This is a genomic window from Zavarzinella sp. (genome assembly GCA_041399155.1).
Taxonomy (GTDB): Bacteria; Planctomycetota; Planctomycetia; order Gemmatales; family Gemmataceae; genus JAWKTI01.
The window spans coordinates 185,969-212,256 of sequence record JAWKTI010000003.1 but is presented as its reverse complement, the minus strand read 5'-3'; the positions used below and the strand labels follow the sequence as shown (position 1 = coordinate 212,256).

The 26,288-nt window shown below is 49.7% G+C and carries 22 protein-coding genes; 9 read left to right on the top strand and 13 right to left on the bottom strand.

What is annotated here, in order from left to right; genetic code table 11:
* Positions 1–29 precede the first annotated feature (29 nt).
* Together R3B84_14970 and R3B84_14965 are read left to right on the top strand one after the other, a co-directional pair.
* Positions 30–1,115, top strand: a complete 1,086-nt coding sequence (locus R3B84_14970; GenBank protein ID MEZ6141872.1) for a DUF1573 domain-containing protein — start codon at positions 30–32, stop codon at positions 1,113–1,115.
* Entirely contained in the window at positions 1,115–2,410 is a 1,296-nt protein-coding gene (locus tag R3B84_14965; GenBank protein MEZ6141871.1) for a hypothetical protein, read from the top strand. Before R3B84_14970 ends, R3B84_14965 begins: the two co-directional genes overlap by 1 nt.
* 60 nt (positions 2,411–2,470) lie before the next feature.
* Here R3B84_14965 and R3B84_14960 read toward each other — a convergent pair whose 3' ends face one another.
* The 3 genes from R3B84_14960 to R3B84_14950 all read right to left on the bottom strand — a co-directional run bounded on the left by R3B84_14960 (position 2,471) and on the right by R3B84_14950 (position 5,452).
* The gene (locus tag R3B84_14960; protein ID MEZ6141870.1) at positions 2,471–3,664 is read right to left on the bottom strand and encodes a choice-of-anchor A family protein; all 1,194 of its coding nucleotides are present in this window, start codon (positions 3,662–3,664) and stop codon (positions 2,471–2,473) included.
* Between the two features lie 393 nt (positions 3,665–4,057).
* Positions 4,058–4,594 (bottom strand): hypothetical protein, encoded by a 537-nt coding sequence (locus R3B84_14955; protein MEZ6141869.1) that lies wholly within the window; start codon positions 4,592–4,594, stop codon positions 4,058–4,060.
* A 63-nt stretch (positions 4,595–4,657) separates the two neighbouring features.
* Positions 4,658–5,452: a hypothetical protein gene (locus R3B84_14950; protein ID MEZ6141868.1), complete on the bottom strand. Its 795-nt coding sequence runs from the start codon at positions 5,450–5,452 to the stop codon at positions 4,658–4,660.
* 370 nt (positions 5,453–5,822) lie between these two features.
* On the opposite strand from R3B84_14950, the gene R3B84_14945 reads away from it, so the two are divergent.
* Together R3B84_14945 and R3B84_14940 are read left to right on the top strand one after the other, a co-directional pair.
* Positions 5,823–6,512, top strand: a complete 690-nt coding sequence (locus R3B84_14945) for a hypothetical protein (protein ID MEZ6141867.1) — start codon at positions 5,823–5,825, stop codon at positions 6,510–6,512.
* Positions 6,509–7,234, top strand: a complete 726-nt coding sequence (locus R3B84_14940; GenBank protein ID MEZ6141866.1) for a carotenoid biosynthesis protein — start codon at positions 6,509–6,511, stop codon at positions 7,232–7,234. The genes R3B84_14945 and R3B84_14940 overlap by 4 nt, the downstream gene beginning before the upstream one ends.
* A gap of 171 nt (positions 7,235–7,405) precedes the next feature.
* Here R3B84_14940 and R3B84_14935 read toward each other — a convergent pair whose 3' ends face one another.
* The gene (locus R3B84_14935) at positions 7,406–10,615 is read right to left on the bottom strand and encodes a PSD1 and planctomycete cytochrome C domain-containing protein (GenBank protein ID MEZ6141865.1); all 3,210 of its coding nucleotides are present in this window, start codon (positions 10,613–10,615) and stop codon (positions 7,406–7,408) included.
* Positions 10,616–10,738: 123 nt separating this feature from the next.
* On the opposite strand from R3B84_14935, the gene R3B84_14930 reads away from it, so the two are divergent.
* From R3B84_14930 to R3B84_14920, 3 genes are all read left to right on the top strand, one after another.
* Complete coding sequence (locus tag R3B84_14930) at positions 10,739–11,554, top strand: arginase family protein (GenBank protein MEZ6141864.1); 816 nt, start codon at positions 10,739–10,741, stop codon at positions 11,552–11,554.
* Between the two features lie 82 nt (positions 11,555–11,636).
* A complete protein-coding gene (locus tag R3B84_14925) occupies positions 11,637–14,324 on the top strand; it encodes a PSD1 and planctomycete cytochrome C domain-containing protein (GenBank protein MEZ6141863.1) in 2,688 nt (895 codons plus the stop codon).
* A 16-nt stretch (positions 14,325–14,340) separates the two neighbouring features.
* Positions 14,341–15,753, top strand: coding sequence for a DUF1501 domain-containing protein (locus R3B84_14920; protein MEZ6141862.1), 1,413 nt, complete (start codon positions 14,341–14,343; stop codon positions 15,751–15,753).
* 56 nt (positions 15,754–15,809) lie between these two features.
* Here R3B84_14920 and R3B84_14915 read toward each other — a convergent pair whose 3' ends face one another.
* The 8 genes from R3B84_14915 to R3B84_14880 form a co-directional block, all read right to left on the bottom strand.
* Entirely contained in the window at positions 15,810–16,295 is a 486-nt protein-coding gene (locus R3B84_14915; GenBank protein MEZ6141861.1) for a DinB family protein, read from the bottom strand.
* A 59-nt stretch (positions 16,296–16,354) separates the two neighbouring features.
* Positions 16,355–17,833 carry a serine/threonine-protein kinase gene (locus R3B84_14910; protein MEZ6141860.1) on the bottom strand — a complete coding sequence of 493 codons (1,479 nt, stop codon included), beginning with the start codon at positions 17,831–17,833 and terminating at the stop codon, positions 16,355–16,357.
* 92 nt (positions 17,834–17,925) lie between these two features.
* Positions 17,926–18,963, bottom strand: coding sequence for a class II fructose-bisphosphate aldolase (fba, locus tag R3B84_14905; protein MEZ6141859.1), 1,038 nt, complete (start codon positions 18,961–18,963; stop codon positions 17,926–17,928).
* 186 nt (positions 18,964–19,149) lie between these two features.
* Positions 19,150–20,193 (bottom strand): DUF1080 domain-containing protein, encoded by a 1,044-nt coding sequence (locus tag R3B84_14900; GenBank protein MEZ6141858.1) that lies wholly within the window; start codon positions 20,191–20,193, stop codon positions 19,150–19,152.
* A gap of 29 nt (positions 20,194–20,222) precedes the next feature.
* A complete protein-coding gene (locus R3B84_14895) occupies positions 20,223–21,212 on the bottom strand; it encodes an NAD(P)-dependent oxidoreductase (protein ID MEZ6141857.1) in 990 nt (329 codons plus the stop codon).
* 14 nt (positions 21,213–21,226) lie between these two features.
* A complete protein-coding gene (locus R3B84_14890; protein ID MEZ6141856.1) occupies positions 21,227–21,877 on the bottom strand; it encodes a hypothetical protein in 651 nt (216 codons plus the stop codon).
* A 177-nt stretch (positions 21,878–22,054) separates the two neighbouring features.
* Positions 22,055–22,894 (bottom strand): hypothetical protein, encoded by an 840-nt coding sequence (locus tag R3B84_14885; protein MEZ6141855.1) that lies wholly within the window; start codon positions 22,892–22,894, stop codon positions 22,055–22,057.
* A gap of 79 nt (positions 22,895–22,973) precedes the next feature.
* Entirely contained in the window at positions 22,974–23,600 is a 627-nt protein-coding gene (locus R3B84_14880; protein ID MEZ6141854.1) for a hypothetical protein, read from the bottom strand.
* 132 nt (positions 23,601–23,732) lie between these two features.
* Here R3B84_14880 and R3B84_14875 point away from each other — a divergent pair, with 132 nt between their 5' ends.
* Both R3B84_14875 and R3B84_14870 read left to right on the top strand, forming a co-directional pair.
* Entirely contained in the window at positions 23,733–24,212 is a 480-nt protein-coding gene (locus tag R3B84_14875) for a hypothetical protein (protein MEZ6141853.1), read from the top strand.
* 18 nt (positions 24,213–24,230) lie between these two features.
* Positions 24,231–24,773, top strand: a complete 543-nt coding sequence (locus R3B84_14870) for a hypothetical protein (GenBank protein MEZ6141852.1) — start codon at positions 24,231–24,233, stop codon at positions 24,771–24,773.
* A 39-nt stretch (positions 24,774–24,812) separates the two neighbouring features.
* Here the strand turns inward: R3B84_14870 and R3B84_14865 are convergent, their stop codons facing one another.
* Positions 24,813–26,180, bottom strand: a complete 1,368-nt coding sequence (locus R3B84_14865; protein ID MEZ6141851.1) for a sulfatase-like hydrolase/transferase — start codon at positions 26,178–26,180, stop codon at positions 24,813–24,815.
* Between the last annotated feature and the right edge of the window lie 108 nt (positions 26,181–26,288).

The window sequence follows — 26,288 nt, the reverse complement described above, 5'->3', positions numbered from 1 at the left end:
TTTTCTCTCCAGACATGAGTACGACAACTATGACAATTCTGCCCAGAGCTGGCTTCTTTCTCTTACTTTTTTGTGTTGGCTGTGGACCAGCAACAAACTCTGTTAGCGAATCACCCGCTGTGGATTCTGCCAGCCCAGCGCCAGAAGTGGTGCTGCTTTCTCACGCCCAATGTAAGCGGTTTGTTGGTTATCTGCCTGCGAATACCCAACGCCAGCTTGATGATGAAATCCGCGTTCGGAATGATACCACGGAACCGATTGTGCTGGTAAAAGCAAACCGATCCTGCACCTGTTCTGTGGTTGATTTTCAACCTGTGACCGTTGCCCCAGGAGAGGAAATTTCCATTAAGACACGCACATCGCTGCCTGCACGCAGTGGGCCGTGGAATTATTCAGTTAGTCTGGTGCGGGCCGACAAAATGGAATGCCAGATTGTCAGCCACGCTTATATCTACCAGCCATTCGAAGCCGACCAGCAATCACTCAACTTTTCGGATTTGAAGAAAGGCGAAACACGAGACGTTGCTGCCAAGTTTATCCTGCATCGATTGGCCAGCGAACCCGCACAGATGCCACAGTTTCGCGTGGCAAACCAGCACGCCAAAATTTTGAGTTCCAGCAGCCAGCAGGAAAAAGTGGGCCCCCTGGTGCGGGAAGTTCACACGGTAACACTGGCCCTGACAGCAGGTGAAGAGCGCAGCACCTATCAGGATACGGTGATTGCTAAATTGCCCCATCTGGATCTGGAAGTGATGCAACTGGTTACGTGGGGGCGGGAAACCACTTTTCAGCTCAGCCCGGCGCGGGCGTTTTTCAGCATCAGCAAACAACAGCAGCAACCACAGAAAGTGGTGGTGCTGATCAGCAGTAAATCACCCATGAAACTGCAACTGCCCACGCAAACGGAGCTGCCATCTGGAGTGCAGGTGCAGATCACCCCTTCTGGCGAAACGAAAGCCCTGGTGACCGTGACTGTGGATCCCACCAGGTTGAAGGACAAATCGCTGCGGGAAGAAGTTCTTCTGACGACCGATGTGGCCACCGAACCTCAATTACCGTTGCCTATCACCATTTTTCTGCCAGAATCATTGGTGTCTTCACCAACAGGGGAATAATGGTGCGCGCCTTTCCGCTGGGCAATTTTCTGCTGGGCAGCATGCTGATTTTTGGCTGTTCTGTCTATACTTTTCAACTCATCAACCGTTCAGAAAAGAGCCCCAACTGGTATCTACCACCGTTCGATGGGAAGGCAAAATCTTTTTCCCTGAGCCATCTGGGTGGGGAAAACTTCAAAATCGCCAATCGAGTGATGGATGGGCGTGGCTATTCCGACCCCTACCCGACAGAAAATATGCCCACTGCCTGGATGCCGCCTGTTTACCCGGCGGTCTGCATGGTGCTGATCGCCATTCATGGCAAAAACCCTTACCTGATTGGCCAAACCATGGCAATGGTTCAGGTGGCCTGCCTGATTTTTCAATGGTTTTGTGTGGTGGCGTTGTGTCGCCCCCAGCGAATATTTTCACAATTATTGTTACTACTAACATTGACAGGTTTTCTGCTCAGTCATTTTTCCTACCTGTTCCTGATGACGCACGACTACATGACAGCGTGCGTGGGTCTGGCAGTGTTATTGTGGGCCGCACCATTACGATTTGAGGCACCTACGCGTCGACAGTGGTGTCTGTGGGGCTTCGCAGGGGGTTTTGCCAGTTTGTGTGCACCTGTGCTGGCAGGAGCCTGGTTTCTCATTAGTATGTGGTGCGTGCGTGCCAACGGCAAACGGGTATTGCTGGCCGCACTGGTTGCTGGCGTGGTACTGGCACCGTGGACCATTCGCAACGCGGTAATGCTGCATGGTTTTGTGTTTGTGAAGTCGAATGCAGGTTACGAACTGTATCAATCGCTGAAATATTCCCCCAATGGCTTGTTGACTCCCGAAACGTTGCACAAGCACCCAGGTGGGGACGGACACAACGAATTTCTGGAATATCAGCAACTTGGGGAAGTGAAATACAATTCGAAAAAGATGGGGCAGGCACTGGAAATCATTCGGAACGATCCTGCACACTATGCCACGCAGACATGGAATCGCCTGGTTGCGGTAGTGTGGCACGAGGAATTTTTCATTATTAAGCCCACGCTGGAGACATTGAAGGCCACCAATCGTGCTTGGTATCTATTATGTGGACTATCGTTTGTTTATTTGATTATCCTGTGGGTCGTACGGGGGATATCCCCACCTGCCAAAGTGGCAGTTCTGGCGTTCTGGGGTGCCGCACTGCCGTATATTCTCATTAGTTTTTACGACCGATACGAAGTCCCGCTGGGCATTGCCAAATTCTTGTTGGTGTACTTCACAGCCACCGAAACGGGGAAATTGTTTTGCAGGAAGAAAGTGCCTTATTGAGCATTATATCGCAATCTACTGATATAACGCTCAAGCAATATAACAATCGGCTTATTTCTGTTAGTTCAGTGCGTCGACAAAGTAAATCTGGTAATCGGTACCATCATCACCCGGGTTCGCCAGAATATTCAGAATACTGTTCGGTGCGGGTGTGCCACCGAGGCTACCCGGAATGCCATCTTCGGTGCTGGTCTGGAAGGCATCTGGCACCACGGCGGCAACATCGTATTCGCCGGGCCACAAATTCACAAACTGGTAGGTGCCATCATCGACGGTCACTTCTGTGCGATTCACTGCCCGCCCAAGGATGTCGACACCGGTAATGTCCACTTCGACCAGTGGGAACTCTTCACCTGGATCGTAAGTGCTGTTGCGGAAGCCATTTCCGTCGAATTGGTCAATGAAAACCAGCCCACTGATGTTGGCATATTCCGGGATATCGAAGGCAAAGGTGCTGGTGCAATTGTGAAGCTGGCCATTCCCCACGTAATTGCGGGCAACCATCGTGCCGTGCATCTGCCCGTTATCAAACCGAACATCGGTGCGTGGGGCTAAAATGCTCCCCTGCCAGTCCACCGCCGACATATCCAGCGTTTCGGCACTGCAGAAGTTCCACAAAATATCGTCGCAATCGGCCCCACGGAAATGCAGGCCCAGATTGTGAATGTCGACATCCAGCCCACGCACATTGATCAGCACGTCGGAGCCAGGTGGGACCAGCAGAATAATGCTGTGGGCGGTTTCCAACTGGCTGGCATGCACTTCAAAAATGTTGATCGTGGGATGATTACCTGCCAGCGTCAGCACCCGGCGGGTAAATCGGGTGGTGCCGTTGGGGGTTTCTGCACAGAAAATGTCGGAAGTCTGCTCCAGTTCGGCCTGAGCTGCTGCAAAATCCACCACGCCAGCTTCCTGCCGCACGGTGCCATTGGGCACGCCAATGCTGTTCAGCGATGCTGCCCCACCATAAACGATGTTGCCATTGAACACCTGCCCGTTGTTGAAGGTGAGGTTGCCTTCCACAATCAGGTCATCGCGGGTGCCGTTGGAATTGGTGAGTTCATGCCCCAGGCCATAGTTGTTGATGTTGGCATTCTGCCCCACCGCAACCCGACCACCAATATCGCTGTTGTAAACATTAATGCTTTCCAACGCAAACAGGTTAAAGTCCGTGGCAACGCCCAAACCATAAATGGTGGGGTTATCACGTGCTTCCAATTGGTTCAAAGTCAGTGTTGTTGTCCGATCCATCATGGATTTCATCCTTTTCGCTCCATTCTTCAATGTGGGGAACTGTCTTCTGCTAAGTTAGCCATCTTTAGAGTTGCCATCGACCTTTGCCAGGGGCTTCTCAATGAAAACCTGGATTTCAAACTGGTGAATTCGGTGAACTGGGTGGAATAGAAATAGACGTTTCAATTGTGACGATCAGCGAAGAGCAATTAGTGCGAACAATCGAACCGACCCCACCTGGGCTGGTTCGTAATTTGCAAAGATTACAAGGAGGTATGTGAGAATTTTTGATTGCAGCCCAAGGCAATTCAGGAACAGCTGCTTAATTTATGGAAGCAAGATGAAGCGATTGCTGCAAGCATCCCAAGAGAAGTACGCACAAGCAATCGACCCTTGCATAGTGTAATTTGCATTTCAATGAAAACAAACTGGCCCATCAAATTCACCCGAATCTGGAATCAGTATCCTCCCATCTTGTAATTTTGGTTTCGTAACAAGATCTACTTGGTTTAAAAACTCTGTTACCGTGTCGTAAGCCGGATAGGATTCATGAAGTGCATAACCTTCGGTGGCAGTAGTAGCTTCGCGAAGTTTGTTGAGCCAATAGTTAATTTTAAAAGCTTCTAACTCGCGGTCATCCTGTTCTGCAGGAACTGAAATGCCAAGTATCATTCCGCCATCCCCAGTAAAAAAGACCATTCCATGAATGGGATCTCCAGCATTGGTGTTCTGGAAATACATCGCTTGTTTTTCATGGGTGTGTTCTTCAGCATAAGTAAATGCATCAACCGGCTTGGTTAAGATCACACTTGGTACATCTGCGTATTGTGGAAAAGGATAATCAGCAGCAGATGCTTGCCGTTCTGGCAAAAACAGATCGAGAAATTGCAATGCAAACTGAGCACTGCGTTCTGGTGCCAGAACATAAATATCGTTGTATCCGAATCCCATTGCCAACTCGAAATTTTCTATGAATCACACTTAAATATATCTAACAGGTTTCCCGGTTTACCTTTAGTTGCAACGATTGCAGGCCAGTACTGTAAAACAACAATCACATATATGGTACTGGACGGTCACGTGATAGTTCCAGTGCTTCCTTGTGTCTTCATCTGCTTCATCTACCAAAGGCAACCCTGCCCATGGATCATTCAAGACACCTGCCAAGAACTTCATCGCTCTCTTTCTGCTCAGCATTCGGTCCAAGACCGTACCTTCACAGCCGGGATTGGGGCACAAGAACACCTCATGGGCCCAATTATCCACAATGGGCTTACCGCCTAACTGATGATGAAAAAAGCACCTCGGTAGGACTACTGGATGGCCGAAGAATTGTGCCAATTTCTTCCTGTCCGCTACCGAGGGTCGAGGGACCGGCCCATCGTCGTCAGCAGTTCTCCAGCGGGCAATCAGCTCGTGATAAATACGTTGGATCTCATCTGGGATGCCAGTAAAGAACTGTAACCCACGACGCTGAAAGAACTCCGGGTAAGGATCGTAGGGAAACGACAATCCTTCGTTTTGAATGCTTGAATGTATTTCGATTTGATCCTCTTGAACTACCTGATAAGCGATTTCGCTTACACAACCCCAGCAGAAGTAAAGAGGGAGGCGTTTAAGCTTGCCAAACTTGTTTCTTGGGAAACGAGGGTCTTTGCAATTAATATCCCACAGCAGAAGCAAAGGAATCTTGCAGTTGGGGCAACGTGCACCTGCATGATATGGTTTACCACCCGCCCAATGGTCGCAATCGGAATTATCTGCCAGCACGACGCGAAATCGAGTTCTTGTAAATGCTCGTGGTTCCATTCTGTTTGCCACATATCAAGGGGTAGCAGAAAATGAATCTTATTGGCAGTGACAGTGCCCAAGACTATTGTATAAATCAATCCACGAAGGCGAATTCGTTGCTTAACAGCAGGATTTGGGCCAGTTGAGTGCGGGGATTGACCGGTGTGGGTTGGGGGCCGGCAACGAAATCATCCTTCGAATCGAACGTTTTTTGCCCTTTTCGGTCACCAATTGAATCTCGCAGGTGCTGGCAAAACTGTCGAACGATTCCTCTGTATTACAATCCGTTTTCGCCATTCAGAAACCGTTCTGAATGACAATTCCAATAGTTGCGACTGATTTCGTACCAGCTATACTTGATGAAATCGGATAAATTTCGGACAGGTAGATGATCGACTGGACTGCCTACCCATACTTCTACACAACTCTCGGTGGGCTCTTATTGGTCCTGTTAGTTGCGTTACTTGCAGGAAAACAGCGAAAAACCATTCTACTCAGTGGTGTAATGGCACTCACTCTGGCTCCATGGGCAATAGCACATGAAGAAGTGTACTGGACACCGAAGAGGGTAATTCCCTGGATACCTGGAATTGAAGATTTTCTGTTTACTTTTGTCATTGGTGCCCTCAGTTGGGCAATCGCAGCAATTCCGTGTTGGAAAACTGCTAAGCCACATCTTTCATTCCGAGGCAATACAGGACGTTTTATTTTTGTATATCTGATTGCCAGCATTCTGTTGCTGGTTTTGTTGGCAGTAGGTATCGATATCATGAGTGCGAACGTGTTGTTGCACTTGATCATATTGCTGGGACTATTGCTTATCCGCTCAGACCTATGGAAAGTTGCGGTTTCAGGTGCCGTAGGATTCGCGCTGATCTACACGGCTTTGCTTCTGATTGAATTAATAATCTGGCCAGATTTTATTCATGCATGGAAGCCAAACTCCTTTTGGGCTGCTAGTGCTGCTGGAATTCCGCTCGGTGAAATCATCTGGTCTGCGACTGCAGGTGCAGCATGGCCACTGGTTGTCGCCTATACTTTGATCGTCAAACGAGTCTCGGAGGTTCCACACGCGTGATTTTCCCCACGGAACCCATACTGGCAGTCAGTGTCATCCTTTCCCTGCCAGTTCTGTTCGCACTCTGGACATACCGGAAAGACCCCAGCAAGCTGGGACTGCGAATTGCTGTTCATGCAGGCACGTTACTTGCGGCTACCGTAACGCACCTGTTACTTGCCAAGACATGGCAGGTTTCAGCTGTATTATGGTCTGCACTTATCTTGTTTGTTGGTGGTTGGCTGATTGAGTTTGTGGGAGAGAGAACAGGCTTTCCTTTTGGTAGATATCGATATGGGACTTATTTGTATCCAAGGTTATTCGGTGTGCCACTTGCGGTGCCAGTTGGTTATATGGTAGTCCTGCCAACAGTGTGGGGTGTAGCGGACCAGCTCACGCGAGGAAGCAGAGGGTTCGATTTTATCTGTTTCGCGGCACTCGCTGCCACGCTCTGGGATCTCATCCTTGATCCGTTGTTCGTGCACTGGAAAGCATGGTCATGGGAAAAGGCAGGTGGCTATTTCGGTATCCCTTGGTCAAACTTTTTCGGATGGTTTATCGTTACAGCCACAATGTCGTTGATAGTGAACCCGGGTCCGCTGAATACCAATCCACTGATCAGAGTATTCACGAGTTCCTGCATTATCGGGATAGCGACATTGTTACTCCACTTGCCCTCTCAACGACCAGGAATTGTTGCTACCTTGACCGTGGGAGTCCTGTTGGTGTTGATGGCTAGATGAAGTAGCATTCAGTCATTCGCACCTTCCTGAAAAGCCTCATGCCCGCGCACCCAGGAATCCTGGACAGTAGGGCATGAAGTAGCTAAGGTTTATTCCGTTTCATCATTCTGCACAACAAAATGTTTGTTGATTCAAATTGAATAAAAACGATCGAATAGTACTCAAACAGCGTCAATCCACGAAGGCGAATTCGTTGCTTAACAGCAGGATCTGGGCCAGTTGAGTGCGGGGATTGACTGGTGTGGGTGGGGGGCCGGCAACGAATTCATCTTTCGAATCGAACGTTTTTCTGCCCTTTTCGGTCACCAATTGAATCTCGTAAGTGCTGGCAAAACTGTCGAACGATACTTCTTTGCGGCAATCCACCACAAAATCGATTGTTTCTCCTTTGGCAACCGTAAGTTCTTTCACCGTAAGCGTTTGCTGGCTGTTGTGGACAGTCCAGTCACCCAAAACGCCGTGCTGCGAACTGACAAATCGGCCACGCACCCCGTCACCCTGAGCATTACGGTGGGTGAACTGGCCAGTAATCGTCAATTTACCATCCTCGGGTGCGGTCCAGCGTCGAATGACGGTAAAGTCCGGATTGCTGCCCGCGTGTCCCCCCTGTGCATTCAGCGTCGCCCAGCCCAGCTTACTATCCGGCAACGTGGCCCCGCCCTGCCAGGCACTTCCCGTCTGATGTGGGAAGCTGGTAAAACGCGAGACCCGCTGTGTCTTTTCATCCAGATTGCCGTAACCGTAGGTCCATTCAGTACTTGCGCTCACCGTGGGCCCTTGCAGAAACTGCGTTGCCAGTTGCAATTCCGCAGCACTGGGGGCACGCTGCAGGATTCGATGGTACAGTTGCGTTGCCTGTTCTGTGGGAGAATTCCCAAGTGGCATGCTGGCAATGGCCTGGGCCTGTTGCAGTACAAAGGGGTTGTTCAGCAGGTAAAGTGCCTGTTGTGGCACAGTGGTCTGGAAGCGTTGTGGGGCGTGGGTGTCCGGCAAAGCGAAATCGAACGAGCGGAAGGTGCCGGGCAGATTCTGCCGATCGACAAAGCCATACAACGCTCGTCTTTTGGTAAACGGTTCTTTGAACAGATCTTCCGAACGCCCACCGATTTCATGTTGCAGTTGCCCGGCTGTTTGCAGCAGATTATCGCGTAACTCCTCAAAGGTAAAGCGTTTGCGATTCATCCGACCAAGCAGGCGATTTTCCGCATCGTCGCGGGCCATCCATGGTTCGACCGTGCTTGATTGGCGATAGGTGGCCGACAGCACGATTCGCTGGTGCAGTTTTTTGATACTCCATCCATCCTTCATGAACTGCCCCGCCAGCCAATCCAGCAATTCCGGGTGCGTCGGTGGCTCGCCCCGAGTGCCAAAATCACTGGGAGTTCGCACCAGTGCCTGACCAAACAGGTGGCCCCACACACGGTTTACCATCACACGGGCGGTTAGTGGGTTGTTGGGGTCGGCAATCGCTTTTGCCATTTCCAGACGGCCCGAACCTTGTGTAAACGGCTTGCGTTGGTCACCCGCAACCACTTCGAGGTATTGACGTGGGACCGATGGCCCACGATTGCCTGGATTGCCACGAACAAACACTACAGGCTGCATCGGACGTGGGGCATCATTCAGCACCATTGCCCGTGGTGGTGCGGCAGGAGATTTCGCCTGCCATTCATCCACTTTGCGGCGAAATTCCCGCAGGCGATTTCGTTCTGGAACCGCAACAAAGCGTTCCCAAGTCTTATCATCCAGATTCAGCGGACCCGCTTCGGCAAGAATCGCACCAATTGCTTTCGTTGCTTCGGCTTTCTGCTGAAAAGCCTGGGTAAGGAAATCGGCGTAAGCTTTTGTCACATCGTCACTTGTGGCAATTTTGCGATTTTCGAACGCCCCACGGACAGTGGGATGGATCGTTTTGCCTGCAAGCACTTTCTGAATCGCACTTGGTGCCTCTTTCGCGAATTCGGTATCGTTGATCGACCAGATTGCCGCCAACACACCAAATATGGGGTCTTCCGTCTTCAGCCGGGGCTTCAAAAAGGTCACCCAAGCCTCAAACATGCGAATGTTTAACTTTTTCTCATTAGCAATCAGCCCCACAGCGGCAGTGGGTAATTTTCGGGCCTTGTACGCACCCTGCAGGTAGTTTGCCAGATTGTTTGCATCCCGCCACTCGGCCAGATATTTCGTTGTCAGGGTGGTGAAATAGTCGTTCGCTACCTGTTGACGGTTGGTCAATTCCTGCTGAAACTCTTTGTAGCCAGGCATCTGTTCCGGCTTCATCAGCAAAGGCAAATCTTTCGGTTCGGTGGACGAGGCAAACACCCCATAGAGCGAATAGTAATCCTTAATTGGAATCGGATCGAACTTGTGGTCGTGGCACCGTGCACAACTGACCGTTAACCCCTGAAAGGTGCGGAACGTGGTATCCAGGCGGTCATCAATAATATCGTGGGTGTTATTGAGGAATCGCCGACCCACGGTTAAAAAACCCATTGCTGCCAGCGGTGCGGGTGAATCTCCTGGTTTTACCACCTGATCCGCAGCCAATTGCAATATTACCAAATCGCTATATGGCAGATCGGCATTAAACGCATTGATCAGCCACTCGCGGTAGGTATAGGCATAGGGATAGTTACGATCTTCCTGAAAAACATACCCCTTGGTATCTGCATAGCGTGCCAGGTCCATCCAGTGGCGTGCCTGTTGCTCTCCATAACGTGGGGAGGCCAGCAGATCCTTCACAATTTGCTCATATTTTGCATCATTAAAGTTTGTTAATGCTTCTGTCAACTGCTCTGCGGTGGGGTAAAGTCCCGTCAAATCACGGTAAACCCGACGCACCAGCGTGCGGGGATCGGCCTGTGGATTCAGCGTATGTCCGGTTGCAGTGAGCTTTTGCAGTACAAACTGGTCGATTTCATTGCGAACGGTGCCCTTCACCACAGGTGGCGCGGTACTCTTGATTGGCTGAAAAGCCCAATGCGCATCATTCGGATCTTTTGCAACTCGAGTTGCTGGAAAGGGTGCTCCCGCATCGATCCATTGGGTGAAATTGGCAATCACTGCATCGGGAAGTTTCTTTTTGGGAGGCATCTTCACCAGATCATTGTGCTGTAAAGCCTTTAACAGCAGGCTGTTACGCGGATTTTTCAGGTCAATAATCGGAATGCCATCAATACCGTGATAGAAACTTTTCGCGTTGTCCAGTCGCACACTGCCAGATTGTTTCTTGTCTCCGTGGCACGAAAAACATTGCTCGAACAGCACCGGACGGATCGATTTTTCGAAGAATTCCAACTGTTCCGCAGTAGGTTCTTTGGGAACAACTTGCGAAAACAAGGTGATGGGAAAGAGCAGGCAGGACAGCAAACCAAAACGCATTGCATCAACCAGGTAGGAACACTTGACGTTACGTAATTATTTTAGCCCACAGTGGGGTGCTGGGATAGGCGAAATCCCGCGGAAATGCCTAAATGAGTAAAATCTGAAAATTGGATGAGAATAATGAAAAACACCACGGTGGTTACTTTTCCGTTTGATTGCTTTGGGGGTGCGGGCACCAGCGAAGGTGCCATCCTGATGGAAGAAGTAATCGATGAAATCCTGGAAGATGCCGCCACCGAGAAGCGGAAGGCACGTTCGAGGGTGTTTGCTGGCAAAATACACACGCACTCGTGCGACTTTTCGACATTAGAAAAAATTCAGAATTGGGAAGCCACCGCACATCAGGTGCTGCAAAAGCTGCTGGGGAAAGAGTTCATCCTCTGGTGCGGAGGCAACCACCTGTCTGTCAAACCGGTGTACGAGCATTTACCTGCCGATACACTGGTCATTCAATTTGATGCCCACCTGGATGTCTACCACCTGCATGAGGTGGAAAAGAGCCTCAGTCATGGCAATTTTCTCATACATCTGGGCGAAAAGCTGCCGCCGATCGTGCAGATTGGTCACCGTGATCTGTTTTTGCCGCAAAAGCATATCAGCAAATACTTTACGACAACTTTTTCATCGCTTGAATGGTCAAAAGACCCCCACGGCAGGCTGGCAGAAATGGCCACATTGGTGGAAAAGTACTCCCACATCTGGCTGGATATCGATTGTGATGTGTTTGATCCGGTCTATTTTCCTGCAACGGGCCACCATCTTCCGCTGGGCCTGTCCCCACGCGAGGTGGTATCGGCCATTGACGCACTTTGGTCGGAAAAGGTGTTGGGGGTATCATTTTCGGAGTTTTTGCCCACCCGCGATGTTCAGGACACCAGCCTCACCACCCTCGGCTGGGTACTCGAATGGCTGTTATTAAAGATTCATGAAGTGTGATTCCCTCTTTTCGCTGGGTTTTCTTGCCTGATTGTGGCAGAATGAAGCCACGTTCCGTGGTGGAAAACAGGGTTGGAATGAAATGAACTTTGTTCGCAGTTGTATTATTGGGAAAATCAGCCCGTTCGTATTGGTTGCTATGCTGCTCATCGGCCTGGTGGGCAGCCCCGCACCGATCTGGGGGAAAGACAATGTGGTACAACTCAAGTACTTTGAAGAAAAGGTGCGGCCATTACTGGTAAAGCACTGCTACCGATGCCATAACGAGGATATTTCGGAGGGAAATCTGCGGCTGGATACAAAAAACGGTTGGGAACGTGGGGGCGAGCGTGGGCCTGCAATTGTACCCAGCGATCCTGCTGCCAGTCTGTTGATTCGCGTGGTATCGCGACGCGATGACAAATTGAAAATGCCACCCAAAGACAGTGCCAAATTAAGTAATGCCGAAATAGACGTGTTAACCACCTGGATCCGGCAGGGTGCGTTCGATCCCCGCGTGGGGGTGCAGATTGTCACCGATATTGAAAAAGTTGCTGCGAAGCATTGGGCTTTTCAGCCGATCAATCCGCCAAAGGTACCTGCAAAAGGTCATCCGATTGATGCCTTGATTGACGCTCGATTGCAGGAACAGCAGATCGTGCCCACGGAACCTGCAGATATGCCCACCCTGGTTCGGCGGGCAACGTATGATCTCATCGGCCTGCCACCGACGGAACAGCAGTTAGCTACCCCACGCGAGAAGTTTCTGGATCTGGTGCGGGAGTTGCTGGCTTCGCCACGCCACGGCGAACGTTGGGCCAGACATTGGCTGGATGTGGCACGTTATTCCGATGCGAAAGACGGTGTGCTGATGTATGGCAGCGCTCGTATTCGTCCATTTGCCTATACATATCGAGATTATGTCATCCGGGCCTTCAACGACGACAAGCCGTTCGATCGCTTTATTCGCGAGCAATTGGCTGCCGATCAACTGGGCTTGCCGGAAGATTCACCCGACCTGGCAGCGATGGGCTTTCTGACCCTGGGCCGCATGTTTGACAGCAATCGACATGATGTCATTGATGATCAGATTGATGTGGTGGGGCGAGGCTTCCTGGGTCTGACGGTTAGTTGTGCCCGCTGCCACGATCACAAGTACGATCCGATTCCCACTGCGGATTATTATTCCCTGCATGGTGTATTTGCCAACAGTATCGAACCGGATGATCGCCCACGGATTGGGCCAATTACTGATGCAGGCAAACCTTTTGAACAGGAGTTTGCTGCCAAGCGGAAAGAAATTCACCTGAAGCAGCAGGAACACTATCAGGCCACATTGAAAACTGCACGAGACCGCACACCAGACTATCTGGTCCATGTGGCAACCACCGAGCCGGATAATACAGAAACGACGATCTTTTTTCTGTCGCTGACACCTGATCAGCTTCGCCCACAGATTACCAAACGTTGGCGACAACTCATTGCACGAAGAGCTTTCCCGGAAGATCCCATTTTTGGACCCTGGCACGACCTGATGCGGGATTTTCGCCTGCAACCAAAGCAGTGGCAGGAACGTGGGATTGATCAGCGGGTGATTGATGGTCTCGTTGCGGCCAAACCAGGTACCCAGGCCGAAGTAGCCAGTGCATACGGCAAAATCATTCTGGCTGCTTACAACCAGAAGATGGGTGAAAACGACCCGCTGGCACGATTACTGATTTCCCGCGATGGGCCAGTCTGGTTTCCTGCCCGTGATGTTGGATTCTACCTTTCCCGTCAGCCCGCAGATGCCTACCGTGGCCTGGTGGGGCAATTGGATGCCATCGCCGTCAAGCATGCCAACGCACCCGCAAGGGCAATGATTCTGCAGGATGCAGAATTTCTGTACGACCCTGTCATTTTCCAGCGTGGGGACCCAAACGCCCGCGGCAACCCAGTGCCACGCCAATTTCTGAAAATTCTCTCATCAGGTGATCGCACCCCATTCCCGAATGGCAGTGGCAGGCGGGATCTGGCGGAAGCGATTGCCTCTCCCACCAACCCACTGACTGCTCGCGTGTGGGTAAATCGGGTCTGGCAGCACCACTTTGGCGAGCCTCTGGTGGAAAACCCCAGTGACTTTGGCCTGCAATCTGCCAAACCAGTGCAGATGGATCTGCTGGATTATCTGGCCGACTTTTTCATTCGTAGTGGCTGGAAAACCAAACCACTTCACGAGCTGATCATGACATCGCGTGCGTATCAACGGTCTTCCATTCTGCCAGAAACAATGCAAATGGCGAATCAACGGCGAAAAGACCCCACCAATCGCTATTTGTGGTACGGAAATCGTCGTCGGCTTGACCTGGAACAGATGCGTGATGCTTTGCTACTGGTGGCAGGGCAACTGGATGAAACGATGTATGGCCGGCCCGTGTTAATTAATAATCCCACAACATTTCGCCGTACAATCTATTGCTTTGTTGAACGTCAGAATATCCCCGCCGTGGTCCAGACATTCGATTTTGCCAATCCCGATACCAGCACCGCAAGACGCTCGCAAACTACGGTGCCACAACAGGCTCTGTTTGCACTGAATTCACCGATGGTGCTGGCACTCACAATTTCTGTTGCCAAACGGATCGGACCGGGCGAACCTGCCCAGCAAGTGGAGAAATTGTTCCAGTTGATTTATGGCCGCAAGCCGACAGCCCCTGAATTGCAGGATTGCACTGAATTTCTCAAGGCAGGCAAACTGGAACAACTGGCCCAGGTGCTGCTGATGAGCAACGAATTCATGTTTGTAGATTGAAGCCCGGGAGTAAATCATGTTTCAAAACGATCCGATAACACGGCGTGACCTGTTGGCAACGGTGGGGACTGGCCTGGGCTTGCTGGCACTGCCCACATTGCTGCAGGCAGATCCACTTTCTGCCGGAAGCAATCCGCTGGCACCACGGAAACCACCTTTTGCAGCGAAAGCGAAGCATATTATCCACATCTACCTGAACGGCGGGCCTTCGCAGGTAGATACGTGGGATTACAAACCACAACTACAGAAATTCGCGGGCAAAACCCTGCCCGTTCGAAATCTTGCCACGGAGCGGGAAACTGGTGTCGCCTTACCCACACCATTCAAATTCCAGCAGTATGGCAAAAGTGGGCTGTGGTGCAGCGAAATCTTTCAAAAAACTGCCAGCCAGCATGCGGATAAACTGTGCATCATTAAATCGATGTATGCCAACACACCCAACCACGAACAGAGCATGCGGTTGATGAACACCGGTGACGAACGACTGTCTCGCCCCAGTTATGGATCGTGGCTGCTGTACGGTCTGGGGTGCGAAAACCAGAATCTGCCTGGCTTTATCACCATGTGCCCCGGCTTGCCCGTTGCCGACTCTTCCAACTGGCGATCAGCTTTTCTACCTGGAATTTTTCAGGGAACTTATCTGGATACTCGCAAAAAAGAGGCGAAAGACCTCATCGCCAACATTGCCAACCCGAAAACAACCCCCACCGATCAGCGTCGGCAATTGGATCTGCTCAGCAGGCTGAACAAAAACCATCAGGCCCCACGTGCAGATGATCCGAATCTGGAAGCACGGATTCAATCGTTCGAACTGGCCTTCCGAATGCAGACAGAAGCTACAGAAGCATTTGATATTTCCAAAGAAACCCAACAGACGCTGGATTTGTACGGGGCCAACAAAGTACATGGCAGACAATTATTGATTGCCCGTCGCCTGATCGAGCGTGGGGTGCGGGTGGTGCAGTGTTACCACGGGGATGTGCAGCCCTGGGATTCCCACGGAAATATTGCCGGTGAGCATCGTCGCCTGGGTGGGGAATGCGATGGCCCGATTGCCGCACTGCTGACCGATCTGGACAAACGTGGTTTGCTGGATGAAACGCTGGTTATTTGTGGGGGCGAATTCGGCCGCACACCAGCAGTGGAAATTCCGATCGGTGGGGGTAATCCCACTGGTCGCGATCACAACCACCACGGCTTTACGATCTGGTTAGCGGGTGGGGGTGTCAAAGCGGGCTTCAGCTACGGTGCCACCGACGAATTTGGTTATCTGGCAGTTGAAAATCGCGTTCATGTACACGATCTTCATGCTACTTTGCTGCATCTGATGGGGTTTGATCACCGCAAGCTGACGTATCGTCATGCTGGGCTGGACTTCCGTCTGACAGGCCTCGAAGAAGCCCACGTGGTGAAAGAAATTATTGGTTGATTTTGACTGGTATCAGAAAAAGTAATCACGAAGCTGCTGCAGTCAGCACAGATGACTTACTTTTTGGGAATTGTCTGCCATGGTGCGTCGGGCGTGGTCCAGCGAACCAGATACAAAATCTGTCCTGCGTGATAGGCAGCGTGAGACAAGGCACGTAGCATCGCACCGTGAACGGTATATGCTTCCCCCCGAATTGTGACCGTTTCGCCCAGTTGTTGATCTGACAGGCTGGCTAATGTTGCATCCAGAATGCCCCACCCAATCTTCCAACGATCCAGAATGGTTTCCCGCGTATCCGTGGGAGCGTTTTCAAACTCTCCATCGCGGTTACGGTCTGGTTTTTCGCCATCGGTGGTCAAAAAATCGGTCCAGCGAGATTTTAAGTTACCCGCCATATGCTTGATGATAATCGCAATCGAATTGAGTGGCTCCTGCGGGGTTCGAAAAAACGCCTCATCAGAAATACCTGCAATTGCTTTTTCGATTTGCCGACGGACATGCAGAAATTCCTGCTGAATCGCTGCCACAACAATATTATTCATGTGAAGCTCCTTTCATGCGGTGCGTTGTGTTCCCCGAAGTTCATTCTGCGAAATTACACTTACCGTAACAACACAATCAGCCCCGCGATACCTGTAGCCAGCAGTAACAGCAGAAAAAGAATGGCAGGAATCAACACGACTGGTGAAAACAGGATCCGGTCTCGTTTCGGCTCCGTTTCATCCTGGGGTTCATCAGGAGCCCCTTCCGATGGTTTTACCTTCCGTTGAGAGGCGTCTGAACCATCATCGGCCTTTTTCTGATCTTCTGCCGAAGGGACAGAAGGCAAAGGTGGTTGTTCGGCGGTTTCTTTTGCTTTTTTGCTGTGCTTTTTCTGCTTCGCTTCAAAAATGGAAACGGGAATCGATTCAAAAAAGTTGTTCGATTCTTTCGGTTTCGAATCCAAATCCAGAACAATTTCTTCTGTGGGATTCGCATCGGCCTCCACATCCATGGGGCGGGCAGTGGTGGCGTTACCCCACCGTGCCAGTGCTTCGCGGGCAATGATTGCCGTCTGCAATCGACCTTCTGGCACTTTGTGCATGATTTTTTCCACCAACTTGGCAAATTCCACAGGCACCGTGGGATTCAGGTCGGTAATCAGTGGCGGATATTCGTTGAGATGTTTTTTCATTTTCTCAACAGAAGTCCCACCTGGAAACGGTGGGTGGCCTGTCAGCGTGTAGTACAGTGTGCATCCCAGTGCGTACAGATCAGCCCGCCCATCAACACCAGTGGGAGTGCCAATCTGCTCCGGTGCAATAAAATCCATCGTGCCAACAACGTACCCTTCCCCACCCACAATGGTTTTATCGTCGGGAAGTTCCTCATTTTCCATCATCGCCAAACCCAGATCGAGGATTTTGGCGTGCAGATTCGGCGTTACCATGATGTTGGACGGCTTAATGTCGCGGTGAATTAGTCCTCGTTCGTGGGCATGGTTCAGACCATCAGCAACTTCAGCAAAAAACCGGGCAGCATCAGCAATTGGCAGCGGGCCATTGGTGGTAATGACATCTTTCAGCGTTTTTCCACGCACATATTGCATCGCAATATAGTGAACGTTCTGGATTGCTCCCGCCTCATACATTCTGGTCAGGTGGGGGTGATTCACCTGTTTGTTGAGGTTGATTTCACGCAAAAAACGAGCAAGCGCCCGATCTTCACTGCGTGCTTTTTGTGGGGGCAAAATCTTCAGAGCGACCAGGCCAGAAGCGGGTGCCGTGCGTTTTTCGGGCGATCGGATATCGCGAGCCAGAAATACTGTTCCCATCCCACCTTTGCCCAACGGGGAAAGAAGATGGTAATGCCCCAGCACCAACCCCTGATACGTGCCCTGTTTCAACCGGCTCATCTGATAGTCGGTGAACGCACCCTGCTTCACCAGCCAGTCGGAAAAAGCGTCGAAATCTTTTCGCAGGTTCCCACTTGCCCGGTCGAGCAATGAAGCAAAGTCATCCGCAGAAATCAGGCGACTTTTCTGCACCGTGCTGACAAGCTGCTGTATTTCTGGCGATAACGGCAGTGGCGGAGGTGACATAAAAAGCCGAAAAAGTAGGATCAAAAATACCCCTGTTCATGCCCGATCAGACATGAAGAGGGGGCGCAAGTAACACAATCAATTACAGAAAATTAAGAATAGAACGATACGAATTCTGCGGTGGTCTTAATTTTCACTTTGCTGGCCTGTCCCGCCTGACCGAACGAAACCATCCGGTCTTTGCAAACTTGCTTCATCGCTTCGCGAGCTGGTTTCAGATAATCGCGAGGATCAAACTTTTCTGGTCCTTCTGTCAGCACCTGGCGAATCGCAGCGGTCATCGCCATCCGGTTATCGGTATCCACATTGATTTTTCGCACACCGTTTTTGATGCCCAATTGGATTTCTTCAACGGGCACACCGTAGGTCTGCTTCATCTTGCCACCGAACTTGTTAATCAAATCCTGCAGTTCCTGGGGCACACTGGAAGAACCGTGCATCACCATGTGGCAGTTTGGCAGGCGTTTGTGGATTTCGATAATGCGGTCCATGGCCAGCACCGCACCATCGGGTTTGCGGGTGAACTTGTACGCACCGTGGCTGGTGCCGATGGCCACTGCCAACGCATCCACTTTAGTTTTCCGCACAAAGTCTTCCGCTTCGGCAGGATCAGTCAACAGTTGGGAGTGGTCCAGGGTACCTTCCGCACCGTGGCCGTCTTCCTGTTCACCCTGACCTGATTCCAGAGAACCGAGGCAACCCAGTTCACCTTCCACAGATACCCCCAGTGGGTGGGCCATTTTCACCACTTCCGCAGTAACGGCGACGTTATAGTCGTAATCTGCGGGTGTTTTGCCATCTTCTTTCAACGAACCATCCATCATCACGCTGGTGAAGTTCTGCTCGATCGCACTTTTGCAGGTTGCCACACTGTTACCGTGGTCCTGGTGCATGACGATCGGGATATTGGGGTACAATTCTGCTGCAGCAAGCATCAGGTGACGCAGATAGGCATCCTGTGAATAGGAACGTGCCCCACGGCTGGCCTGAATGATCACTGGTGCGTCAACTTCTTTGGCCGCTTCCATAATTGCCTGAATTTGTTCCATGTTGTTCACATTGAACGCGGCAATCCCATAATCGTTTTCCGCAGCGTGATCCAACAGCAGTCTCAACGGTACCAGTGGCATGTCTCTTCCTCTTATCCTTTTTCAGAAATATCTGTGAACCTTCATTGTAGAAAAATCGGGTGCTGCTGAATACGGTGAAAGCAACATTCTGCGAACGATAAGAATATCGCCTAAGATGCAGATCGTGTGAAGATCATTTCAGATGAAATTGTGGACGGATGCACACAAAGATGAGGACTTCATCATTTACTTCTTTTCGACCACCCAGATATTGCGGTACTGCAACGGGTTCCCGTGGCCCTGCAGCAAAATTGGCCCGGGAGTACCTTCTGGATCGTTTCTGGAACCACCTGTTTTGCCGTTGATTTCCAGTTTATCGTGGATCACTACACCATTGTGCTTGAGAGTCATCACCGCATTCTTCACCTTTTTGCCATTTTCAACCACCGCGTTGGTGAACTCTACATCATAAGTCTGCCACATCAGTGGTGGGGCACACATGTTGACTTTCGGTTCTGCTTTGGTGTAGACACCACCACATTCGTTATTGGCACCATCCAGGCCGAATGAATCCAGAATCTGCACTTCGTAATGGTGTACCTGATAGAAGCCGCTGTTGCCACGACCCTGCCCACGGCCAGATGGTTTGAACGGAAGCATAAACTCAACGTGCATGTGGTAGTTGTTGAATTTCTGTTTGGTCAGAATATCTTTGCCGTCGGTGTTCAGCAATTTCGTTGTTTCATCCAGGCGGCCACCATTCCAGGCATCTTTGCTGGTGCCGTCAAACAGCACTACAGCACCTTCAGGTGCCTTTAACATCAGCGTGTCACTTTTCCGTTCTACTTTCTTTAAGGTCGTTTCTTCTTTACCCATCAGTTTGAAGGACGTGCCATCTGTTGTTGCAGAATAATTCATCTGACCCACCGGTGGGAACTTGCGGGTAGCAGAAAATTGTTCGGCAGGACCAGCCAGATACTTTCGATTACCGGTAGCTGCTGCAAAAGTGGCGGTCTTTTTGTTGTCGTCCAGTTTGCCTGCCAGAATTGATTTGTTTTTGCCATCCCAGCCTGCACCTGGTAAGCCACCTGGGTATACCACTGCCTGAAACATTCCTTTATCCAGTGCAATCACCTGCACACCGATATGGTCTGCAGAATATTCCCCCTGGATCGTAAAATCAACTGGTAAGGCCTTATCCTGTGGGTTAGTCCATACACCGTTGCCCTGGGCATACACAGGTGCTGTCAGCACCACTGCCAGCAGGCAAGTCATCCATTGTTGTTTCATCGTGTTGTTCTCCTGATCCGTGCTGCAAATCAGCCCGGATACCAAATTTTTCGCGGATCGTCCGCGGCACGCACATAACAGAACGCCTCATCTGTCATGCGGAAGAGGTCGTACTTGGGTTGCCAGTTCAACAGGAATCTGGCTTTGGAGTTATCTAACCAAGTAGAATGATAAGGTGTTTTTACTGGCACATCAGGCAGTTGTCGCGTGCGGTGCAGGTAATCGGCCAATTCCTGATAGTCCACTGGCTCGTTCATGCAGATATTGAACGTTTCCCGCCTGGCCCTGGGGTGGGTTAACGCAATCAGCAGGGCATCTACCAGATCATCCACATGCACAAAGTTTCGTTTGACTGCCTGACCGTTTTCATCCTGCATTACCGGTACTGCACCGATCTTTGCATACTCTGTCGCAGCTTCTTTTCCAACCAGGTCGCACCACCTGGGGCCACCAAAGACATCATCACCAAAAGAAAGCTGGTATTTGAAGTCGTCCTTTTCCATAATCCAGGGTGCCCGCAGGCAGCAGCCATCCAGGTTGTACTGAATGCCGTATTGTTCCAGCATTACTTCTTCCAGCACCTTGGAGAGTGCGTAACACCCTGGGTAGGCACTGTGGGGTTGCTGTTCTGTCACTGGCACTGGGTGGGGATAGAAAAAATGACCCATTCCAGCATCGCCACCAATCAGAATGAATCGCTGAAAACCGGGCTGCTGGCGTGCCTTTTCTAGTAACCAGAACATCCCCTTGATTGCCACATCCATGATGTCCTGTGGCGTTTCTTTGCAGGTGGCCATGTGCACCACGTGCGTCACCTGGTGCATCGCCTGAGCCACCAGTCCTTCATCAGCAATCGTCCCACGCACACAGGTAATGCGTGGGTGCTCTGGCAAAGTTCGCTGATGACAAATTGCCACCACCTGCCAACTCTGATAGGCAGGATCGGCAAGAAAACGTTTCAGAAAATGCTGGCCAACTTTACCAGTGGCACCAGTAAGCAGTAATTTGGGAGAGTTCATCTGACACCTGTGAATTAGTTTTTCGGTGTTGTCCGGGGCTGTCTAGCTTTCGACTTCGGCTTGGGAACCACTGGGATTTTGCGAAACCGTTCCAATTCCAGAACAAGATCTTTTTTGCCATCACGGATCACCATTTTCACCGGCCCGGTTCCTTTTGCATACCAGGTCAGTAGTTCGTGCTTCACATTCTGATCGGTGACGGTGGAGGTGACCAGGATTGTCTCAAATGTGCCTGCGGGCACTTTGATCTGAGCAGGTTCTTTCGTAGCAGCGAAGGTGTTTTCGCGTCGCTGCAGGCGAAACTTCGATTGCCAGGTGGTTTGTTCGTTCAACAAAATGGGTACTCCGGGACTAATTCGTTCCAGCCCCACCTGCGTGCGATAGATCCCATCCTCACGCACTTGCAGCACCTCGGCATCCAGAGTTCGAGTGCCAAGCGCGGCATCCAGAATAAAACTGTTAGGGTCGCTCTCTGGTTGCAGAATGACCCGCCAAACCAACTTCTGTTTTTCCCCTTCCATTCGGAAAGTCCAGGAATATCCGCCCTTCAGTGGGAACCACGATTGTTGTAATTGTTCTTCTTCCTGCGAAGTCTGAGCCTGTAACACCTGGCACCATCCGAATGCTACCAGCAACAAGATGGTGAATTGCATTTTCCATCGCATTGTTCTAATCCTCCCCACACTTCAGACTTCCTGTGCCCGAGGATTATTTCAACCTGTTTGTTCGCACAGAATGTCCAACAACAATAATATACACCATTTACTGGCAAGGTGTTCACTAATTTTCGATTTTTTCAAAAATATTTTCCGCACAGATGGAAACGGCGATTTTGAAGGTAGTTAGTTGCCTTTTAGACTTCGTATGATGAGATTGTCCAGACGGGATTCGTGGTTGCTGCCACCGACATATTCGCGATTGTAGATGGCCACACGTTTGCCAGTGAATTCGTGTTTCACTTGGTAGGTCATCACAGGGGTTTTGCGGTACTTCGGATCGATGCCACTACCAGAAGCATAAATGGAAATATCTTTCCCCACCACCTTGATGCGTATCTGGTAATTCTGGCCGGGTGCCAGGGGAAGTGAACCAAGCGGACTGGTCGTATTGCTCAGCCCAACAATTCTGGGACAAATCGCAATATTGCCCCGACGCACCTCGAAAGTGATCTCCAGACCATCTTCTGGCTGGAATGGATGAAGAGTAGCATGCCTGCCAGAAGTAAACAAACACACAGTCAATGCATCAGGATAAAGTGGGTCGCTGCTCAGATCGACCCATTCCCAGTCAAATTCAATTTCAAAGTCGCCTTGAATGTCGGCCTGAGGCACAATTGACCCGCGATTCAGAAGGCGTAGTTGCCCTTGTTCTTCACGCACACCTTTCCGGCCAAGATAGGGATCCCAGATTCGCGTATCAAACCACCCATCGTTGAAAGAATCTTCTACAAGCGGTTTCTGGCGGAAGACAGCATAACTGGTAATCGCCGCACTTGTCAGAAATGCAATCAGCAGTGCTACAGCAGCAGCAGAATGCAGGCGACGATACAAGCTGCCCACCTTTTTCACTGGTACTGCCTGTATTGGAATATCCTGGGAATCAGAAAATCCAAAACCCTGCAGCAGATCAATCTTGGCCGCCAGTTCTTCATCAGATTCTGCTAATTGCCTGATCTGGTTCATTAAGTCTATATCTAGTTCATTATTAATGAAAAGAACTAGCAAAGTATTATCTATTTTATTCATATTAAATGCTTCTTTGCTACTTGCGATTAGTTAGTACAATCTCACCAATCAATCTCGCTATTTCAAGAATCTTAGTCGATTGTGTCTTCGGAAGCCGATCAAGTGTTGCTTGAAGTTCAGCAGAATCACACTTGCTTTTCATTTTGTCCTCAAAATCACTTTCTGAAAATGATAAACCCAGTATAAATTCCGTATAGAGTCGAGCTTTTTCTACCAAGTCAGGTGCTCGAAAATCTACAATTTCTCTGAACAACTCCACATCCTTCAAATTTGGAAAATTGTAAATATTCCTGTTAACCGATGTGATCAAGTGAACCGTTGCTAATGCGATCCATTCAGATAAATCTGGTATAAGTCTTGCTACATCAACCTTCAATTTTGCTGCGACACCAAGCAAAAAATCTAATGTAATTCCATTTGTTCCATCCACAACCCTATCTACATTTCTGGGATCTCGCATTGTGTTAAATGCTGCCCATGATTGAGGAGAACTATCAATTTTACAAGATTTATTTTGTTCAAAGATTTGTTCTACAGTATCGAGAAAGTGGATTTGAAATGCAATTTTAATTGCTTTTCGGTAGGCTGGATGATGTTTGGCAAACCAGTGATCAGAGAGCCCGATTTTTTCCGCAGGTTTCATCTCGTTTGCAACCCTTTTGTAAGCTGCATACATTTTAAATTTTGTTGTGACATTTTTTATGGCGCGGTGCGCCGGAGACTCAAAAAAAACTTTGGATACCATTCAGTTAGTTACTTTCTTAAGGAGAACAGCGTGAAAAGCACCGGAAGATTCTTTCTGGCAAAGTCGATTCCCGGAATGATTGCAGTTGTTGTATTTGCGATGATTGCAGGATGTGGGCCACACACTCCCAAAATGGCCGTCGTGGCTGTTGATTGGACCGCGAAGTTTTTGCTGGGTAAGCTCGCAGATGGGATCTGGGATTCAGCAACTGGCAAGCCTGATATCAAAGAACTCGACAAGAGATTAAGTTATGTCGAGAAAGACATGCGTGCAAAAGGTCCTGAATGCGCAGAACCAGTCAGTGATCTAAGGGATAAGCTTGTCTCAGATATGAAAAAAGATGATTATCTGTCATTAGAAAAAAAATACCGACAACAGGTGAATGATCGCTTAGATCGTTTAGAAGAAAAGGTCAAACGGTTGGAAACGCCTACCGATGAAGATAAAGAATTGCTTCGGCAGTTTGAGTTGCTCAATAAGAAGCTTGAAACAGGTTTAAATGATAATTAATTTACTTGGGAGATAATCATGAAATATTACATTTGTTTAGCTACTATACTCTATCTCGGAGTTCAATTTGCTAATGGGCAAGAAAGTGCTGAGACTAATCGAAAAATACTACTTTCTATATTGAAATCCATCGAAAACATTGACAAGCACTTAGAGCAGAACGATGAGCGGTTAAGACGATTGGAAGACGAACAGAAGAGACAATCTAGGAATATTGGCAACATTGGCGGCATGAGTGGCCAAAGTCCTGTGATTTCCAACAAACCAATTACATCACCCACTCGGAAAAAGCTCAACTTTCTCGCATGTGAAGTTGAAGAGCAATGTGTTGAATTTGTGATAATTCCAGTTAAAGGAACGGTTATAGAATCTGACAAAGAAGCAAATAATATGATCAGTTTTTTTGGGCCTGCATTTGACAATCGCCCAATTATATTGATGCACATATCTCCTCGTTCTACTGCATATTTTGGACGAAAAGATATCGTTAATTTTCTGAGCAACTATGAAGGGACGTGCTTTCCGATGTCATCGTTCACTTTAACGTATGGAGCACCCTGATTCTGTATGGTGTGGAAGTATATTCTGACACAAATTTAATCAATTCTTCTTTTTCTTCGGCGTTGTTTTTGGGGCTTTTTTGAAGGTTTCCAGAGTCACAGTGCCGTCTTTGGGTTTTGCTACTTCCAAAGGTTGCATATCCCCATAATGTTTTTGCTCTTCCTTCAATGTCGTCAACATCATGGTGATCCGGTCGGCATGTTTTGCTTCACCTGCCAGGTCGTGCAGTTCATCCGGATCGGTTGCCAGGTCAAATAACTGCGTTTTGTTGATCTGTGGATAGCGGATGCACTTCCAATTGCCAATACGGATTGATCGCTGAACCCCCTGATACGATAGAAAAATCCGATCTCGGTGGGTGGTTGCTTTGCCTCGGATGACGGGTGCAAAGCTCTTTCCATCAATATTTTCCGGCATTTCCACCCCACTTAAATCGCACAGGGTGGGGAAGATATCCAGCAGATAGGTCATCGCATCGCTTTTTCCGTGGGGAACTCCCGGCCCTGCCACAATCAGTGGGGCTTTCATGCTGTGTTCATAAATACTTTGCTTGCCAAACAGGCCGTGACTGCCCATCGCCAGCCCGTGATCGCTGGAAAAGACCACGATGGTGTTTTTCATCGCACCCGTTTCTTCCAGGTGGGCCAGCAGGCGACCGATATGTCCATCCATCGCGGTAATTACTGCAAAATATTCATGGAGTTGCTTGCGGACTTCATCTTCCGTGCGTGGCCATGGTGCCAGGCGTTCATCCCGCACAAACAGTTCCCCATTATTAAAGGGGTGGTAAGGCATGTAATTTTTCGGCAGCGGAATTTTGCTACGATCATACATTTTCAGGTATTTTTCAGCTGCCACGCGGGGATCGTGCGGGTTGCCAAACGCCAGATACATCAAAAACGGCTTGTCGCTGGTGCGTTGCTTCAAAAATCCAATTGCATCATCCACCACCTGTTTGCCGGGTTCGCCGTTTCTCCGTTCCGCATCATCATTCGGCTGCAAATACTTGCTGTGGTCGAACTCTTTGTGAATCAGGCGGGCGGTATTGCCAATTTTGCCATGGTGGTAGGTTTCATAGCCAGCTTTCTTAAACGAGCCTGGCAGGTGGGGCTTCGTGGGCTCTGCCATTCCCTTGAAGCGAAAATAGGCCCGCCCACTGAGCAACATATTCCGGCTGGGTAAACAGACCGCACCACTGTTGGCCCCCAGGCAATAGTTGTTGGTCAAGGTAAAACCACGTTTTACCAGACTATCCAGGTGGGGGGTTTGTAACACAGGATGCCCTAACGCACCTACGCAGTCGGGTCGTTGGTCATCGGTAAACAGAAAGAGCACATTGGGTTTTTCTGCTGCCTGAATTTTCATGCCACAGATGAAAATAATGGCTGCGTAGAGGAATAATCGCACCGCACAGTTCTCCGGAAAGGTTGTGGGACTATTGTGCCCCCACAGTGGGAGAAAAGGAATAGAAATTTCTGAAAATGCCTCTCATTTCCAGTGAAAGATGAAGAAAAG